The organism is Modicisalibacter luteus DSM 23508 (assembly GCF_000378505.1).
Classification (GTDB): Bacteria; Pseudomonadota; Gammaproteobacteria; order Pseudomonadales; family Halomonadaceae; genus Modicisalibacter; species Modicisalibacter luteus.
The window spans coordinates 48,423-66,182 of the sequence record NZ_KB899995.1 but is presented as its reverse complement, the minus strand read 5'-3'; the positions used below and the strand labels follow the sequence as shown (position 1 = coordinate 66,182).

The window sequence follows — 17,760 nt, the reverse complement described above, 5'->3', positions numbered from 1 at the left end:
GAGGCTTGTCGCTATACTGTCGGCGCGTTGCGCCTTCGGGCCAAGAGAAGAATACCAACGACAGGACCGAGCGAGGTGGTGAGAGTGACTTACAAGAAACTGATCATGGGGGCTCTGGCCACCCTGGGCCTGATTACCGGTATGGTGGCCTCGGCACAAGACGATGGCATGTCCCGTGAAGCCATCGCCGAACGACTCAAGCCGTTCGGCCAGCTCTGCCTGCAGGGCGATGAGTGTGGCGCAGCCGCTGTCGCCCAGGCCAGCCCTACCGGAGACGGTCGCTCGGCCGAGGACGTGTACACTAGCGTCTGCGCCGCCTGCCATACTACCGGCGCCGCCGGTGCGCCGGTGCGTGGCGAAGCCGCCGATTGGAGCTCACGCCTCGAAAAAGGCATGGATACGCTCTACGACCACGCCATTAACGGTTTCAATGCCATGCCCGCCAAGGGCGGCAATCCCAACCTGACCGGCCAGGAAGTGAAGGATGCCGTGGACTACCTGACCGACCCGGTCCGCAGCGAAGACGTGGCCGCCGATACGGGCGAAAGCGCAACGCCGGCAACAGCAGAAGGCAATGCCGCCCCTGCCCAGGACGAAGGCGATCAGCAGGCTGCCGCCAGTAGCGACAGCGATATCGACGGTGCCGCGGTCTATGGCCAGATTTGCATGGCCTGTCATGATACCGGGGCCGCCGGCGCACCCAAGTTAGGTGACGATACAGCCTGGGCAACGCGTATGGAGAAGGGCATCGAGACACTTTATGACCATGCCATCAATGGCTTCAATGCCATGCCGCCCAAGGGGGGCAACCCCAGCTTGTCCGATGCCGAGGTTGAGGCCGCGGTCGATCACATGGTTTCCAGCGTACAGTAACGACTGGCTCGTCTAGCCAAACGGGGCGCGTCTAGCGCCCCGTTTTTTGCATACTCAGCAAGCTTTCGGGCTTACCCCAGTAGCGAACGCAACCCGGCAATCGCATCCTTGCCACGCGCCTGCTTCTTGTCGGGGTCTTCCTTGTCGGCACGCCCCTCCCATTCGAGGTCGTCTTCGGGCAGCTCATCGAGAAAGCGGCTGGGAACGCAGTCCATCAGCTCGCCGTAGGCCTTGCGCTGACGGGCCAGTGTCAATGTCAGGGTCTGGCGAGCGCGGGTAATGCCCACATAGGCCAGGCGGCGCTCCTCCTCAACCGTGCCGGCCTCGATGGAGTTACGGTGCGGCAACAGTTCCTCTTCCAGCCCCATCAGGTAGACGTGAGGAAACTCCAGTCCCTTGGAAGCGTGCATGGTCAGTAGTTGTACGCGATCGGAGTCGTCTTCCTCGGCCTGTTGCTCAAGGATGTCGCGCAGCACCAGCCGCGAGATAGCTGACTGAACGTCATCGGTCTCCTCGCCGTCCTCACGCTCCATCGATTTCTCGAGCTGGTCGATCAACGTCCAGACGTTGGCCATGCGTCGCTCGGCCACAGTCGGCGCACTGGCGTTCTGGTGCAGCCAGGCCTCGTAATCCATGTCGCGCATCATCTCGCGAATCGCGGCGATGGCATCGCCTTGATCCATCCGCTTGCGCACACCGTCAATGAAATGCGTAAAGCGCGAAAGCCGCTCCACGGCACGGGCCGGCAGCACCTGCTCCAGGCCCAGTTCATGGCAGGCTGCAAACATCGAGATGCTACGCTCGGTGGCATAATTGGCCAGCTTTTCCAGCGTGCCCGGGCCGATCTCGCGACGTGGCACGTTGACGATGCGCAGGAAGGCGTTGTCGTCACCCGGATTGATCAGCAGACGCAGGTAGGCCATGGCGTCCTTGATCTCGTTGCGCGAGAAGAACGAGGTGCCGCCGGAAAGCTTGTAGGGAATCTGGTAGTGCTGCAGCTTGAGTTCGAGCAACCGGGCCTGGAAGTTGCCGCGATAGAGCACCGCGAAGTCGCGCCACTCGGCACGCTCCTTGATGCGCCGGGTGAGGATTTCGCTGGCCACACGCTCGGCTTCGGCCTCTTCGTGGCGATTGACGACGACGCGGATCGGCTCGCCCGGCCCCATGTCGGACCACAGGGTTTTCTCGTAGACGTGGGGGTTATTGGCGATCAGCGTGTTGGCGGCACGCAGTATCACCCCGGTGGAACGGTAGTTCTGCTCCAGCTTGATGACCCGCAGGCGCGGGAAGTCCTCGCCCAGGGTGACCAGGTTCTCCGGTCGTGCGCCACGCCAGGCATAAATCGACTGATCGTCATCACCGACCACGGTGAAGGTCGCACGCTCGGCCATCAGCAGGCGCACCAGCAGGTACTGGCTGACGTTGGTGTCCTGATACTCATCGACCAGCATGTACTGGAACTTGCGCCGCCAGCGCGCCAGCGCCTCGGCGTCACGCTGCAGAAGTACCACAGGCAGCAGGATCAGGTCGTCGAAGTCGACGGCGTTATACGCCTTGAGGTGGCGATTGTAGGCCTCGTAAAGGCGCGCCGCGTATTGCTCGTCTTCGTCCGCCGCCTGTGACAGCGCCTGGCCGGGCAGCACCAGATCGTTCTTCCAGGTCGAGATCTGGCCCTGCACACGATTGATCTGATCGGCGTCGACCTGAGCATCCTTTTGCATCAGGTCACGCAGCAACGCCTTGGCGTCTTCAGGGTCGAACAGCGAAAATCCCGCCTTGTAACCCAGCGTCTTGAGTTCGCCACGGATGATCGTCAGGCCCAGCGTGTGGAAGGTCGACACCGTCAGGCCGTACCCTTCCTTGCCCTTGAGCAACTTGCCCACGCGCTCCTTCATCTCGCGGGCCGCCTTGTTGGTGAAGGTGACCGCAGCGATCTTGCGCGCGCTCATCCCACATTCCTGGATCAAGTAGGCAATCTTGGTGGTAATCACGCTGGTCTTGCCCGAGCCGGCACCGGCCAGCACCAGACACGGGCCATCGATGTAGCGCACCGCTTCCTGCTGGCGCGGATTGAGCTTGGCAAGGCGTTGCTGGATCGACATAAGCGTTACTCGTGGCCCTGCTGGGCACCGAAGGGAGTGGATACGTCCAGAGCACCCGGATGGCCAGCCCCGGCGAATCCCAGCTGGCGCCACGCCTCGAAAACGAGAATGGCACACGCATTGGAGAGATTGAGGCTGCGGCTGTCAGGCAACATGGGAATACGCAGACGCTGCTCGGCCGGGAGTGCATCGAGCATGGCCTGAGGCAGGCCGCGGGTTTCCGGGCCGAACACCAACGCATCGCCGGGCCGATATGCCGGCTCATGGTAGCCGGTCCGTCCTCGGGTGGAAACGGCGAAGATCCGCTCGGGAGCGACATCGCGAACGAAGGCCTCCCAATCGGCATGCACCGTCACTCGGGCCCATTCGTGGTAGTCGAGTCCGGCGCGCCGCAGGCGCTTGTCATCGAGGATGAAGCCCAACGGCTCGATCAAATGCAGGCGGAACCCGGTATTGGCGCACAGCCGGATCAAATTGCCGGTATTGGGCGGGATCTCGGGCTGGTACAACACGACGTCGAGCATGGGAGTCTCCGTCAAACGCAATCGGGCCCCAGCCGGGGCCCGATGGGGGTGGCCGTTGGCCAGATCAGAACAACAGGTTAACGCCGACCAGCGGTCCACTATCCAGTGTCTCGCTATCGCTATTGTCGAACTCGGCGCCGATCCGGCGATAGCCGATATAAGCCTGCGCGTTTTGAGCCACGCGGTAGCGAGCCCGGACCCCGATTTCCGATCCATGATCGAAATCCTGATAGGTCAGCGCTCCCGGCGTGTAGAAGCCATAGCCGCCTACTGACAGCTTGGGCACGGCGGGCAGGGAAACATAGCCGTAACCGCCCAGCCCCAGACCACCGCCCTTGCCATGGTCGCTGTCGTAATGGCTCCAGCGCGGCCCCGCGCCGACTTCATAGGTGCGGGCGGTTTCGGTACCCAGCACCTGGACGCTGGCGGCGGTGAGATCGCCGTTGTCATCGCTGCTGAGCAGGCTGCCGCCCAGTTCGATGCCTGGCTTGAGCTCGCCGCTGGCCGCGAACCGGGCCGCTTCGTTATTAATGTTCACGTCAAGGCCAGAGGCCTGTGCCAGGGAGGCCGTCAGGGTCAGGCTGGCCACACCAGCCAGAAGGAAAACTGCTTTCATTGCGGACATTCTCTTGGATACGTTCTTCTACGCGCTGACGACACCGTAGCGCGCCCGGTAGTCGCGAATGGCCGGGGCGTAGGGCTTGTGCTCATCGCTGGCCTGGGTCTCGAGATACTCGAGAACCTGGTCGAGGGTGACGATGCTGATCACCGGCATGCCATAGCGGGCCTCGACTTCCTGGATGGCGCTTTGGCTCTTTATTTCGCCGTCAGCTTGCCCACGCTCCTGACGGTCGAGGGCGATGACTACGCCTGCCGCCTGTGCGCCAGCCGCATCGATGAGCTGCATGACCTCACCGATCGCGGTCCCGGCGGTGATCACGTCATCGATGATCAGCACCTTGCCGTTGAGATCGGCGCCGACAATGTTGCCCCCTTCGCCGTGATCCTTGGCCTCCTTGCGATTGAAAGCGAACGGCATGTCACGGTCGTAATGATCGGCCAACGCCACGGCAGTACTCGCGGCCAGCGAGATTCCCTTATAGGCTGGTCCGAACAGGACGTCGGCCTGGATGCCGCTATCGGCGATTGCCTGGGCATAGAAACGCCCCAGGCGAGCAAGGGCCGAGCCGGTGCGGAACAGGCCGGCATTAAAGAAATAGGGACTGACACGACCGGATTTCAGGGTGAATTCGCCGAATTTGAGCACGCCCTGCTCGATGGCGAAGGCGATGAACTCACGCTGATATGCTTGCATGTGACCGGCCACATTGCCTCCCTATCATATTTATTAACTAGGGCCATTTACCCAAACGTCGAAAGCTCGGGTATGATACACGCGCGACGAAAAAGGGACCATGTATGAAAATCGCCAGCATCAATGTTAACGGGATTCGCGAAGCCGTCGAGCGGGGCTTTCTCGACTGGCTGGCCGACCAGGATGCCGACGTCGTCTGCGTGCAGAACCTGAAGGCCAAAAGCTTCGACCTTGACGATAGCATCCTCTACCCCGAAGGCTACGAGGGTTACTTCCTCGATGCCGAGCAGGACAATTTCTCGGGCGTAGGCCTGTATTGCCGCAAGATTCCCAAGGCCATCATGTACGGCCTGGGTTTCCCTGAGTGCGACAACGAAGCGCGCTTTCTGCAGGCCGACTACGACCGATTCAGCATCGCCAGCTTCCTGATGCCCGATGGCAGCGACTACGCCGCCAAGCAGGCCTTCATGGCCCAGTATCAGGAGTACTTGAGCAAGATGGCCCGCAAGCGCCGGGAATATATCATTTGCGGCACTTGGCATATTGCTCATAAGACGGTGGACCTGGCCAACTGGGCCGACAACCAGACCACGCCCGGCTTCAAGCCGGAAGAGCGCGCCTGGATGGATCAGATGTTCGGCCCCACCGGCTTCATCGACACCTTCCGTGAGGTCAATCGCGACGCCGGCGAATACACCTGGTGGCCGAAACTCGACCAGGACGTGCCGCGCAGCCGCCAGGAAGGCTGGCGCATCGACTATCAGATCGTCGGACCCAACTTCCGCCGCCATGTAGTCGACGCCTGGATCGACCGTGAAGCGACCTTCTCCGAGTATGCGCCGCTGATCATCGAATACGATCTCGACCTATAACGACAACCTCGATCGATAAGAATCAGGTTCATCGTCGCAAAACGAGTAACGCCGGCCTGGGGCCGGCGTTGTCGTGTCCGCTGCTTACTCGCGCAGGCCCAACACCTCGCGCTGATGGGCAAACAGATCCGCACCGGCCTTTTCTGCTAAATCGAGCATGGCGTCGAGCTCGGCTCGTGAGAACGCCATCGCTTCCGCCGTACCCTGCACCTCGATCAGGCCACCGCCCTCGGTCATCACCACATTCATGTCGGTGTCTGCGCCACTGTCCTCGGGATAGTCGAGATCGACCACCGGGGTCTGCTTGAACACGCCCACCGATACCGAGCTGACCAGCTCCTTGAACGGGTCGGACTTGATCAGCTTCTTGCGCTGCAGATAGCGGATGGCATCAACCAACGCCACGCAGCCGCCAGTGATCGAGGCTGTGCGCGTGCCACCATCGGCCTGGATCACGTCGCAGTCGACGGTGATGGTGAACTCGCCCAGCTTCTTGAGATCCACCGCGGCGCGCAGCGAGCGGCCGATCAGACGCTGGATTTCCAGTGTGCGGCCACCCTGCTTTCCGCGGGTCGCTTCGCGGCCGCCGCGAGTGTGCGTGGCACGCGGCAGCATGCCGTACTCGGCGGTGATCCAGCCCTGCCCCTTGCCACGCAGCCAGCGCGGCACGCCGGGCTCGACGCTGGCGTTACACAACACCTTGGTATCACCGAACGCGACCAACACCGAGCCCTCGGCATGCCGGGTGTATTCGCGGGTCAGCGTGATCTCTCGCAGCTGATCGGGCCGCCGTCCGCTGGGGCGCTTGAAGTCCGTGGGCATATTATCTCTCGCAATCGCATCACTGAAAGGACGCCATTCTACACACTCCTGCCTTATCACGCGGACGAACCTGGTTACCGCTGGCGCTCGTTACGCGACAAATCCGTTACACTGGAGTTTTTATCACTGGGCGCACCGCCTTCAGCCTAAGCGCTGGCTGAACGCTCAGCGCGCGAGAGCACACCGGTTCGAGGAATCCTATATGACCCATAGCATGACCGCCTTCACCCGGCAGACCCGCGACGCCGACTGGGGCAGCCTGCAACTGGAACTGCGCTCGGTGAACCAGCGTTACCTGGAACCGCACTTTCGTCTGCCGGATAGCCTGCGCGATCTGGAGTCCGCCTTTCGCGAAGCGCTGAGAAACCGCCTGGCCCGCGGCAAGGTGGAATGCCACCTGCGCTTCGAGCCGGCGGCTACCGGCGAATCGTTGCGCGTCAATCGTGAACGCCTGGCCGAATTGGCCCGTGCCCTGCACGAGGTCCGCGCCGAACTTCCCGACGCAGCCATGCCCAACGCACTGGAGCTGCTTGATCATCCTGGCGTGGTGGAAACTTACGGTATCGATCTGGACATCGTTCAGCGCGAGGCCATGGCGCTGTTCGACGTGGCCTTGGACGACCTGATCGCCGGCCGGGCCCGCGAAGGCGAACGCCTGGCCGAATTGATCCGCCAACGCCTCGGCGGCGTGCGCATTCAGGTCGCCGAAGTTCGTGCTCTCTTGCCCGACATTCTGGCCCGCCAGCGCAGCCAGCTACTCGAGCGCCTCGAAACACTCAAGGCGGAGCTCGAGCCCCAGCGCCTGGAAGCCGAAATCGCACTGCTCGCCCAGAAGGCCGATGTCGATGAAGAACTCGACCGCCTCGAGACCCACGTCACCGAGGTCGAGCGTCAGCTCAAGCAGAAAGGCCCGGTTGGTCGTCGCCTCGATTTCCTCATGCAGGAACTCAACCGCGAGGCCAACACGCTGTCGTCCAAATCCGTGGTTGCCGAAAGTACCCGCTGCGCGGTGGAGCTCAAGGTGCTGATCGAGCAGATGCGCGAGCAGATCCAGAATATCGAATAATGACTCAGGTTGGCTCGAAGATTTACCGCCGTAATCTTCTACATTGATTTTGCTGAACTTTTATCAGCTTCTCGTTTCGCAATGTTGCACAACGTACTCACGTGTCACTCATATTGTGGTGGGTAGAAAGGTGGGCTATAGTTCGCGTCCCTTCAAAAGGGCACCTCCTACCCACCACGCCGAGAACCGCTAGTGGCAGCTATCAACCAACTCAACTCATCCACCTTGAAGTCACTGGAGCGCAAGGGAGTCCCTTGTCGCGCAGCCGACGGGGGTAACCTTTTTTTTGAGATCACCGAAACGGGCTTTACCCGCTGGATGATGCGCTACAAGAGCCCTGTCAGCGGGAAACGGCGCGAAGTTACTCTTGGCAAGTATCCCGACTTGCCACTTTCGGATGCGCGCGAACGCGCAGCTGAGTGGCGCAAGTTGCTCGCGCATGGGCAAGATCCCAAGGATGAACGGGATGAGAAGAACCGTACGCAGATGAACACTCTCGATAGCGTATGGGATAACTACTATGCGATTCGCTGCCGGCGGGTAGCTTCGCATCGAAAGGAGCTATCTCTTTACAAGAGAGAGATTCAACCTGAACTGGGGTCCATCAGCGTCAGTGAGGTAAAACCGAACCAAGTACAGAGGGTCTTGCATAAGATTGCCTTTGAGAGCCCTCAAAGGCCGACTGTCGCCAACGACGCGCTGTGGCTTATCAAGACGCTCTTCAACCACGCCATCAAGCTGGGCCTCACGGCGTTCAACCCTGCCTTTCCTTTCAAGGAGAGTGACGCTGGTGGCAAAGAGATCCCTCGGGACCGAGTACTGCTGGACGATGAGATCCAAACGCTGAAACAGTCGATTCGGCAAGCAGGCCTCTCTTTCTCTCGGCCTAACCATATTGCCATTGCTTTACTGCTGGTGCTGGGAGTCCGCAAGATGGAGCTCTTGTCAGCCCAATGGACGGCTTTCGATTTGGAGACAGGCATTTGGCAACTGGATCGTGGCAATACTAAAACACGGCATCCGATCACCATTCCTCTGGAGCCGAAGGTCATCGAGTTGATGAAAGAGCTAAAAGTGCACGGCTGTGGTTCGAATTACGTCTTCCCCGCGCATCGAAAGACCAAGCGGTTCGGGCACATGTCGCCTGATACGCTCAACGTCGCGCTCAAGAGCCTGAATCATCCGCTCAAGCCATTCACAGTGCACGATCTCCGGCGCACGTGCCGAACCAAGCTGGCCGAGTTGGAGGTGGAGCCACACATCGCTGAGCGTTACATCAACCACAAAATCAATACGTACGATCGACACGACTATGTGGAGCAACGGCGGCAGGCCCAGCGTTTATTAATTGATGCGTTCTGGCCATTGATCGTGACAGAACCCGACGCACGCCCGGAGCGCGTTCAGAAGGCTTCTTAACGAGAGGCCCCTCTTGGGTATGGGCAAAGTGCTTTCGATCCTTCAGAGCCCGTTTTGGCCGCCTTACGCAACTAAACAGGGCCTCGGCAGCCACCTGCCGAGGCAGCTTTGCGCAAACCGATAGTTACACGTGCGCTAGAACAGCGATACCCTGCTACGCCATAACCGAACACGCTTACCCACGCAGGACAAGCACCGCGAATCGAGAGAGAGAGATGGATCACGCCGAGCAGCAATTCCTGAAGGAACTCGACGACAAGCTCTGGAAAGCCGCCGACAAGCTTCGAGCCAACCTTGATGCAGCGAACTACAAGCACGTAGTGCTGGGGTTGATCTTCCTGAAGTACGTATCTGACGCCTTCGAGGAACGCCAGCGTGAGCTACGCGAGCTGTTCCAGAAGGACAGCGATGACAACATCTACTATCTGCCTCGGGAAGACGTCAACAGTGACGATGAGTACCAGCAAGCGCTGGACGAAGAGCTGGAAGTGCTCGACTACTACCGGGAAGCCAACGTGTTCTGGGTGCCGAAGGAGGCGCGCTGGAGCACGCTGAAGTCTAAGGCGGCGCTGCCCACCGGCTCCGTACTGTGGCAAGACGTCAACGGCAATGACGTCAAGCTGCGCTCGGTGTCGTGGCTGATCGACAACGCACTGGACGCCATCGAGCGAGAGAACGCCTCCAAACTGAAAGGCGTGCTCACCCGTGTCAGCCAGTACGAGGTCGATAACGACAAGCTCATTGGCCTGATCAACTCGTTTTCCGACACGTCATTCGCGGCCCCCGAGTTCAAGGGCGAGAAGCTCAGCCTGCAGAGCAAGGACATCCTCGGTCACGTATACGAATACTTCCTCGGTCAGTTCGCCTTAGCGGAGGGCAAGCAGGGCGGGCAATACTACACGCCGAAAAGCATCGTCTCGCTGATCGTGGAAATGCTGGAGCCCTACAGCGGGCGCGTCTACGACCCCGCCATGGGCTCAGGCGGCTTCTTTGTTTCCAATGACAAGTTCATCGAAGGGCACGCCAAAGAGTGGCACTACGATCCCAGCGAGCAGAAGAAAAATATCTCTGTTTACGGGCAGGAGTCCAACCCCACCACGTGGCGCTTGGCGGCCATGAACATGGCCATACGCGGCATAGACTTCGCGTTTGGCAAAAAACCGGCTGACACCTTCCTCAACGACCAGCACCCCGACCTGCGTGCCGACTTCGTGATGGCCAACCCGCCGTTCAACATGAAGGACTGGTGGAGCGAATCACTCACCGAGGACGCCCGGTGGAAGTACGGCACGCCACCGAAGAACAACGCCAACTTCGCGTGGCTACAGCACATGCTTTATCACCTCGGCCCAGCGGGCAGCATGGCACTGCTATTGGCCAACGGCTCCATGAGCTCGAACACCAACAATGAAGGCGAAATTCGAAAGCGGCTGGTGGAAGAGGACTTGGTTGAGTGCATGGTCGCGCTACCGGGTCAGCTGTTCACCAACACGCAGATCCCTGCCTGCATCTGGCTACTGACCAAGGACAAAACAGGCGGGTTATCGCCGAACGGGGTTAAAAAGCGCGCGCGTAAAGGCGAGGTGCTATTCATCGACGCCCGCCAGTTGGGTTACATGAAGGACCGCGTCATTCGCGATTTTACAGCCGATGATGTTGCCAAGGTCGCGGATACCTTCCACGCGTGGCAGCGTGACGAGGGCTACGAGGACATTGCCGGGTTCTGCAAATCCGCCACCCTCGCTGATATCCAAAAGCACGACTTTGTGCTGACACCGGGGCGCTACGTCGGTGCAGCGGAACTTGAAGACGATGGCGTGCCCTTCGCCGATAAAATGGCCCAGCTGACCGGGCAGTTACGCGAGCAGTTTGATGAAAGCGACCAGTTGGAAGCGGAGATCAAGCGCAACCTTGGGGGGCTGGGGTATGGAGTTTAATTGGCCGAAAGTCCGCTTGGGCGATCACGTTGACTCTTGCTTGGGGAAGATGCTGGACAAGCAGAAAAACAAAGGCGTTGAACAACCTTACCTCGGCAATAGCAATGTCCGCTGGGGAGAATTTGATTTATCTGATCTTGCTCAGATGAAATTTGAGGAGCATGAACATGAGCGCTACGGAATTAAACCCGGTGATCTAATAGTGTGTGAAGGAGGCGAACCGGGGCGCTGTGCAATATGGGAAGGTGAGCTTCCAGAAATGAAAATCCAGAAAGCACTGCATCGTGTCCGGGCTAAACCATCTTTTAATAACCGCTACTTGTATTACTGGTTTCTTTATGCTGGTCAACATGGCTTACTCGAACCTTACTTTACCGGAACAACGATTAAGCACTTGTCTGGAAGGGCCCTAAGCAACCTAGTGCTTCCGCAACCCCCAATAGGCCATCAGGAATTCATGGCCAGCATATTGGGTAGCATAGATAAAAAAATTCAGCTCAACCACCGCATCAACAACACGCTTCAGCAGATGGCCCAAGCCCTCTTCAAAAGCTGGTTCGTCGACTTCGATCCGGTCAAGGCCAAGGTCTCGGTGTTGGAAGCAGGTGGCAGCGACATGGACGCGTTACTAGCCGCCATGGAGGCGATATCAGGCAAAACTGCGGATCAGTTGGCCTTGCTACGCACCGAGCAGTCTGAACGCTTCGCTGAGCTGCGCGCCACCGCCGCGCTGTTCCCCTCTGCGATGCAGGAGAGCGAGCTAGGCGAGATACCTGAGGGATGGGAAGTAACTTCTATTGGGAAAATAGCGGAAGTCATCAAAGGAAAGTCGTACAAAAGCGCCGAGCTTTCATCATCAAATACTGCGCTTGTTACACTCAAGTCCTTCAATCGAGGCGGTGGGTATAGGCTTGATGGACTGAAAGAATACACAGGTAAGTACAAACCTAAGCAGGAGGTCTTTGCCGGGGACCTCATTATTGCCTACACCGACGTAACACAAGCCGCTGATGTTATTGGAAAGCCGGCACTGGTAGTCAGTGATAGTAGATACGAACACTTGGTTGTCTCACTGGACGTCGCTGTAATCCGTCCGTTTGAGGAGAAGTTAAAACCATATTTGTATGGCTTAGCTGGGACGGATGGTTTCCAGTCCCACACCAGAGCGTACACTACGGGAACAACCGTACTGCATCTGGATAAAAACGCTGTGCCAGACTACCAATTTTCTATGCCCTCGAAAGCACTGGCAGAAGCCTATGAAAGGCAAGTAAGCCCTTTGTTCTCTTTGATCGACCAGAAAATCCAAGAGGCTCGTTCGCTTGCATCGCTACGCGATACCCTGCTTCCCGAATTGCTCTCGGGGGAGCTAGAAGCCCCCTCCGCTGAGACTAAGATCGCGGAGGTAGCCAATGCTTGAGCTTGGTTCGCTAGAGGACATCGCGGCTCTACGCGAAAGCGAGGATATCGAGTGTAAACTCGCCCAAGGCCGCGATGGCAAAGGTGCGTTACCGAAAGACTTCTGGGAGACTTATAGCGCCTTCGCCAATACGCAGGGTGGCGACATTCTCCTCGGCATCCTTGAGAAATCGGGGAATCGCTTCGAGCTGGCCGGTGTTGCCGACCCACAAAAAGTGATTGATGAGTTGTGGACAGGGCTCAATAACCCTCAAAAGGCTAGCATTAATATTTTACATAACCAGTGCGTAAGAAAAGTCGAGATCGACGGTAAGACACTGGTGCAGGTCCATATACCGGCTGCGACACGCAAGCATAAACCCGTCTTCCTTAAGGGCAACCCACTGACCGGCACCTACCGGCGCCTTAACAGCACCGATCAGTTACAGAGCAGTGAGGTGGTACGCCGGATGTTGGCTGAACAAGCCGAGGACGAACGCGATGCACGCATCTTGCATGGTTTCGGCTGGGAGGATATCGAGCAGGATAGCTTTCGTGTCTATCGCCAGATGCTTAAGGATGCGAAGCCGGGCCACCCTTATCTTGAGCTTGATGACCGAGAATTCCTAAAAAAGCTACGCGGCTGGCGGCGTGACAGGTCGACAAACGAAGAAGGGCTGACATTAGCAGGCCTACTTATGTTTGGACGCTGGGAAGCTATCCAAGAGGCCGTACCCCATTATTTCGTGGATTATCAAGAACGGCCCGAAGCCAAAGCAGAACTTCGTTGGGTGGACCGGCTGGTACCGGATGGTAGTTGGTCCGGTAACTTATTTGACTTTTATCGGCGCGTCTATCGCAAGCTGACAGAAGATCTTAAGGTGCCATTTAAGCTTTCAGAAGGGCAGCGCAGGGAAGATACCCCTGTACACGAGGCGATTCGCGAAGCACTGGTCAATACGCTAGTGCATGCTGATTACATGGGAAGTGTACCGATATTGGTGGTCAAGCGCCCAGACATGTTCGGATTCCGTAATCCCGGCGACATGCGTATTCCACTGGAAGATGCTGTGCAAGGCGGCCTATCGGACTGCCGCAACAGGATAATGCACCAGATGTTCCTGCTGATAGGTCTCGGTGAGCGGGCAGGCTCAGGGCTGCCCAAGATCTACAGTGGTTGGGATTGGCGCCATTGGCGGCGCCCTGCGCTCTACCAGAAGCTAGAACCCCAGCAGACTCTTCTGGAGTTGAGGATGCTGGAATTATTCCCAGAAGGAATATTGAACCAGCTGACTGAGATGTTTGGCGAAGCATTTCTGCATCTTTCCAAGCTTGAAAGGCTGATTCTAGCTACGGCAGCCACCGAGCAAGTGATTACACATACAAGGATCTGCGAAATCACCACCCAGCATGCTCGTGATGTGACTGCAACGCTGCAGCAGCTGGCGAGACTGGACTTCCTGAGACCAAGCGGTCATGGCCGAGGCACCGTCTACCATTTACCGGGGGAGAGCCTACCGACACCTGAGCAGGTATTTGGCGGTACCGTAGAAGTCACGGTATCCGGTAGCAGCCTCGATGAAGGCGAAAGCGATATTTTCCTTATTAATCAACCAGATGTTGAGCTATTTGATAGCAGAGAGAGCTCCGTAGATAGCGAGCAGAGCTCCGTAGATAGCGAGCAGAGCTCCGTAGGTAACGAGGAGAGCTCCGTAGGTAACGAGGAGAGCTCCGTAGATAACGAGGAGAGCTCCGTAGGTAACGAGGAGAGCTCCGTAGATAACGAGGGGAGCTCCGTAGATAACGAGGGGAGCTCCGTAGATAACGAGGGGAGCTCCGTAGATAACGAGGGGAGCTCCGGAGATGGGCACTACGATGAGTATGGACGATTCGTCACCCCGATTCTTTCGGCGCCCATGATCCACGACCTAGAGCAGTTATCTCCAAGTTTTCGGGAAACACTGGAAGCCGTTGCCAACTTACCCCGCCGCAAGAAGCGTGTAGCACCTGAAGAGTTCGAGCAAATAATCCTAGAACTGTGTAACGGTCATTACATTACGCGCGTCTGCCTAGCCCAGCTGGTACAACGAGAACCAGACACCTTACGCAACCAGTATCTCAAGAAGATGTTGCAAAATTATCTGCTTGTTCAGGCTTTTCCCCAAGTCCCGACACATAAAATGCAGGCATACATGACACGGGCACCAAGTCGTGGCTCAAGGGAGTAACAGATGAACGAAGATATACTTGAGCAGTTCTGTCTTGAGTGGTTTGCCGAAGGAGGCTGGGAGATCGGCCACGGCCCAGACATTGCTCCCGACGGCTTAGCACCGGAGCGCAACGATTATCGGCAAGTACTGCTACTGGCAGATCTGGAAGCGGCTATCTTCCGCATAAATCCCCATCTATCTTCAGATGTAATTGATCAGGTAGTGGCGCAGGTACGTAAGCCAGAAAGCCTCGACCTCACCATTAGCAACCGCGCCTTCCACCAATTGCTGCTCGATGGCGTGCCGGTGAAGTACAAGAACGGCGACGACGAAGTTCGCGACCGGGCATTTTTAATCGACTTCACCCATATTGGTGAAAACCGCTTCCGCGCAGTCAATCAGTTCACCATTGAAGGCACCAAACAACTGCGACGCCCTGACGTAGTGTGCTTCATCAACGGCCTGCCTATCGCGGTGCTGGAGCTCAAGAGCCCCAACGCTGAGAACGTGGACATCTGGGATGCCTACAACCAAATTCAAACCTACAAAGACGAGGTCAGTGAGCTTTTCGTGTACAACGAAGCCATCGTGATCAGCGACGGCTTCAACGCACGTATGGGTTCGCTGACCGCCAGCCAAGAACGCTACATGCCGTGGCGCACCATCAAGCACGAAGACGATAAGCCGCTGCTGGAGTGGCAGCTAGAGACCATGGTGCGCGGTTTTTTCGATCGCACACTGCTGCTAGATTACATCCGCTACTTCGTGCTGTTTGAGACCGATGCTGATCGGCTGATCAAAAAGGTTGCCGGGTACCACCAGTTTCATGCCGTACGCGAAGCCGTGCGCGCCACGGTGATCGCGGCTCAGGCACCGGCAGTAAACACACAGGGCGAGAAGCGCGCGGCCTACGACGATGTACTGGTGGCAGGCAGTAAAAAAGCGGGCGTCGTCTGGCATACCCAAGGCTCCGGCAAGAGTATTTCCATGTGCTGCTACGCCGGAAAGCTGCTGCAGCAGCCGGAGATGCACAACCCGACGCTGATTATAGTCACCGACCGAAACGACCTTGACGGGCAGCTTTTTACCACCTTCAGCAACGCCAAAGAACTACTGAAGCAGACACCCGTGCAAGCTCACGACCGAGACGAGCTGCGCCAAATGCTCGCCGAGCGCGAGTCTGGCGGTATTATTTTCACTACGGTGCAAAAGTTTGCGCTGCTGGAGGGAGAGGTTGGGCATCCCATCCTCAATGACCGCCACAACATCGTGGTGATTTCCGACGAAGCCCACCGTAGCCAGTATGGTTTGAAGGCCACGCTCAAAAAGGACGGCAGCTACAAGTTCGGCTATGCCAAGCACATGCGCGACGCTGTGCCGAACGCATCGTTCATTGGCTTTACCGGCACGCCCATCGCCAGCGAAGACAAGAACACCCGTGCGGTGTTCGGCGACTACGTCTCGGTCTACGACATTCAGGATGCCGTCGATGACGGGGCGACGGTGCCGATTTACTACGAGTCACGCTTGGCTAAGCTCGATATCAACAGAGGCGAGATTGCCTCGCTGTCGGATCAGGTCGAAGAGGTCTTTGAGGACGAGGAAGACGTCGGCACGCGCGAGCGCGCTAAGGGTAAGTGGAGCCAACTGGAAAAGCTCGTCGGTGCCGGGCCGCGCTTGGGGGAAGTCGCTGCTGATCTGGTCAAGCACTTCGAGATGCGCAACGCGACCATCGAAGGCAAAGCCATGATCGTGGCCATGAGCCGCGATATTTGCGCCTACTTGTACAACGAAATTGTCACGCTCAGGCCCGGGTGGCACGACCCCGACCCAGAAAAGGGCGTGATCAAAATCGTGATGACCGGCTCAGCGTCGGACAAGCCGCTGCTGCAGCCGCATATCTATAACAAGCAAACCAAGAAGCGGCTGGAAAAACGCTTCAAGGATGCCAACGATCCGTTCAAGTTGGTGATCGTGCGGGATATGTGGCTGACCGGCTTCGACGCTCCTTGCTGTCACACCATGTACATCGACAAGCCCATGAAGGGCCACAACTTAATGCAAGCCATTGCCCGGGTGAACCGCGTGTTCAAGAACAAGCCCGGCGGCTTGGTGGTGGACTACATCGGCATCGCCAACGAGTTAAAGCAGGCGCTGAAAACTTACACCGACGCCAAAGGCAAAGGCGCTCCCACGCATAGCGCCGAAGAAGCTTACGCCGTGCTGTTGGAAAAGCTCGACGTCATCCACGGCATGTTTGCCAAAGGCCCCAACAGCGAAGGCTTCGATTACAGCGGCTTTGCAGACAATCCCAACAAGCTGCTGATACCGGCAGCCAACTACATCATGGGACTGGAAGACGGCAAAAGACGCTTCCTCGACACCGTGCTAGCCATGAACAAGGCCTACTCGCTGTGTGGCACCCTCGACGAAGCCCGTGACCTGCACAAGGAAATCGCCTTCCTATCAGCGGTTAAAACCGCGATTACCAAGGTCACTAGCGTCGACAGCAAGCTTACCGAGGACGAGAAGAACTCGGCGCTTAAGCAGATTCTAGACAATGCGTTGGTTTCCGAAGGCGTCTCCGATGTGTTCGCTCTGTGCGGTCTCGACAAGCCCAACATCGGCCTGCTCTCCGACGAGTTTCTCGAGGATGTCCGCCAGATGCCCTACAGGAATTTCGCGGTCGAATTACTGGAAAAACTGCTGAAAGACGATATCAAGGCCAAGACTCGCAGCAACGTTGTACAAGAGAAGAAATACGCGGACCGTCTGCAGGAGACGCTGCGTAAGTATAACAATCGAGGTATCGAGACCGCACAGGTGATCGAAGAATTGATCCAGATGGCCAAGCAGTTCCAAGCGGAGCTGGAACGCGACGCGGCACTGGGCCTTACCCCGGACGAGGTCGCCTTCTACGATGCGCTGGCCAACAACGAAAGCGCAGTGCGTGAGCTCGGCGACGAGACTCTAAAGAAGATCGCCGTCGAAATCACTGAGAAGCTGCGCAAGTCCACCACCGTCGACTGGCAGGTACGTGAAAGTGTGCGCGCGAAGCTGCGTATTCTGGTGCGGCGCACCCTACAACGCTACAAGTACCCACCCGACAAAGCGCCTGAAGCTGTCGAGATGGTACTCAAGCAAGCCGAGGCTCTGTCGAACGGCTGGAGTCAGTGAAAATCGTATGACGGCCTCATCACCACGCGGTATAATAACTGTCCG

Annotated in this window: 13 protein-coding genes; 8 read left to right on the top strand and 5 right to left on the bottom strand. The window is 57.8% G+C overall.

Annotated features, from left to right (window positions below; all coding sequences use genetic code 11):
• The first annotated feature begins 84 nt into the window (after window positions 1–84).
• Window positions 85–873, top strand: coding sequence for a c-type cytochrome (locus F568_RS0111425; protein ID WP_156817426.1), 789 nt, complete (start codon window positions 85–87; stop codon window positions 871–873).
• 71 nt (window positions 874–944) lie between these two features.
• Here the strand turns inward: F568_RS0111425 and rep are convergent, their stop codons facing one another.
• The 4 genes from rep to pyrE form a co-directional block, all read right to left on the bottom strand.
• On the bottom strand, window positions 945–2,975 hold the full coding sequence (rep, locus tag F568_RS0111420) for a DNA helicase Rep (protein ID WP_019018861.1): 2,031 nt from the start codon (window positions 2,973–2,975) through the stop codon (window positions 945–947).
• Window positions 2,976–2,980: 5 nt separating this feature from the next.
• Window positions 2,981–3,499, bottom strand: coding sequence for a tRNA (uridine(34)/cytosine(34)/5-carboxymethylaminomethyluridine(34)-2'-O)-methyltransferase TrmL (gene trmL / locus F568_RS22780; RefSeq protein WP_019018860.1), 519 nt, complete (start codon window positions 3,497–3,499; stop codon window positions 2,981–2,983).
• A gap of 64 nt (window positions 3,500–3,563) precedes the next feature.
• Window positions 3,564–4,115: a YfaZ family outer membrane protein gene (locus tag F568_RS0111410; protein ID WP_019018859.1), complete on the bottom strand. Its 552-nt coding sequence runs from the start codon at window positions 4,113–4,115 to the stop codon at window positions 3,564–3,566.
• 27 nt (window positions 4,116–4,142) lie between these two features.
• Entirely contained in the window at window positions 4,143–4,814 is a 672-nt protein-coding gene (gene pyrE / locus F568_RS0111405) for an orotate phosphoribosyltransferase (RefSeq protein ID WP_019018858.1), read from the bottom strand.
• Window positions 4,815–4,918: 104 nt separating this feature from the next.
• Between pyrE and F568_RS0111400 the strand changes: the two genes are divergently transcribed.
• Window positions 4,919–5,686 (top strand): exodeoxyribonuclease III, encoded by a 768-nt coding sequence (locus tag F568_RS0111400; protein ID WP_019018857.1) that lies wholly within the window; start codon window positions 4,919–4,921, stop codon window positions 5,684–5,686.
• A gap of 84 nt (window positions 5,687–5,770) precedes the next feature.
• On the opposite strand, the gene rph is transcribed toward F568_RS0111400, so the two are convergent.
• On the bottom strand, window positions 5,771–6,508 hold the full coding sequence (rph, locus tag F568_RS0111395; protein WP_019018856.1) for a ribonuclease PH: 738 nt from the start codon (window positions 6,506–6,508) through the stop codon (window positions 5,771–5,773).
• A 202-nt stretch (window positions 6,509–6,710) separates the two neighbouring features.
• Between rph and F568_RS0111390 the strand changes: the two genes are divergently transcribed.
• From F568_RS0111390 to F568_RS0111365, 6 genes are all read left to right on the top strand, one after another.
• Window positions 6,711–7,574 (top strand): YicC/YloC family endoribonuclease, encoded by an 864-nt coding sequence (locus F568_RS0111390; RefSeq protein ID WP_019018855.1) that lies wholly within the window; start codon window positions 6,711–6,713, stop codon window positions 7,572–7,574.
• 192 nt (window positions 7,575–7,766) lie between these two features.
• Window positions 7,767–8,993 (top strand): tyrosine-type recombinase/integrase, encoded by a 1,227-nt coding sequence (locus F568_RS22775; protein ID WP_019018854.1) that lies wholly within the window; start codon window positions 7,767–7,769, stop codon window positions 8,991–8,993.
• Window positions 8,994–9,208: 215 nt separating this feature from the next.
• Window positions 9,209–10,930 carry a class I SAM-dependent DNA methyltransferase gene (locus F568_RS0111380; RefSeq protein ID WP_019018853.1) on the top strand — a complete coding sequence of 574 codons (1,722 nt, stop codon included), beginning with the start codon at window positions 9,209–9,211 and terminating at the stop codon, window positions 10,928–10,930.
• A complete protein-coding gene (locus tag F568_RS0111375) occupies window positions 10,920–12,350 on the top strand; it encodes a restriction endonuclease subunit S (protein WP_019018852.1) in 1,431 nt (476 codons plus the stop codon). The genes F568_RS0111380 and F568_RS0111375 overlap by 11 nt, the downstream gene beginning before the upstream one ends.
• Window positions 12,343–14,556, top strand: coding sequence for a DUF8451 domain-containing protein (locus F568_RS0111370; protein ID WP_019018851.1), 2,214 nt, complete (start codon window positions 12,343–12,345; stop codon window positions 14,554–14,556). Before F568_RS0111375 ends, F568_RS0111370 begins: the two co-directional genes overlap by 8 nt.
• Window positions 14,557–14,559: 3 nt before the next feature.
• Window positions 14,560–17,715 carry a type I restriction endonuclease subunit R gene (locus tag F568_RS0111365; RefSeq protein WP_019018850.1) on the top strand — a complete coding sequence of 1,052 codons (3,156 nt, stop codon included), beginning with the start codon at window positions 14,560–14,562 and terminating at the stop codon, window positions 17,713–17,715.
• Window positions 17,716–17,760: the final 45 nt, after the last annotated feature.

Excerpts from the sequence above, each read along its gene's own strand:
- rep (WP_019018861.1), bottom strand. The coding sequence starts at position 2,975 with ATGTCGATCCAGCAACGCCTTGCCAAGCTCAATCCGCGCCAGCAGGAA.
- trmL (WP_019018860.1), bottom strand. The coding sequence starts at position 3,499 with ATGCTCGACGTCGTGTTGTACCAGCCCGAGATCCCGCCCAATACCGGC.
- F568_RS0111410 (WP_019018859.1), bottom strand. The coding sequence starts at position 4,115 with ATGAAAGCAGTTTTCCTTCTGGCTGGTGTGGCCAGCCTGACCCTGACG.
- pyrE (WP_019018858.1), bottom strand. The coding sequence starts at position 4,814 with ATGCAAGCATATCAGCGTGAGTTCATCGCCTTCGCCATCGAGCAGGGC.
- F568_RS0111400 (WP_019018857.1), top strand. The coding sequence starts at position 4,919 with ATGAAAATCGCCAGCATCAATGTTAACGGGATTCGCGAAGCCGTCGAG.
- rph (WP_019018856.1), bottom strand. The coding sequence starts at position 6,508 with ATGCCCACGGACTTCAAGCGCCCCAGCGGACGGCGGCCCGATCAGCTG.
- F568_RS0111390 (WP_019018855.1), top strand. The coding sequence starts at position 6,711 with ATGACCCATAGCATGACCGCCTTCACCCGGCAGACCCGCGACGCCGAC.
- F568_RS0111380 (WP_019018853.1), top strand. The coding sequence starts at position 9,209 with ATGGATCACGCCGAGCAGCAATTCCTGAAGGAACTCGACGACAAGCTC.
- F568_RS0111375 (WP_019018852.1), top strand. The coding sequence starts at position 10,920 with ATGGAGTTTAATTGGCCGAAAGTCCGCTTGGGCGATCACGTTGACTCT.
- F568_RS0111370 (WP_019018851.1), top strand. The coding sequence starts at position 12,343 with ATGCTTGAGCTTGGTTCGCTAGAGGACATCGCGGCTCTACGCGAAAGC.
- F568_RS0111365 (WP_019018850.1), top strand. The coding sequence starts at position 14,560 with ATGAACGAAGATATACTTGAGCAGTTCTGTCTTGAGTGGTTTGCCGAA.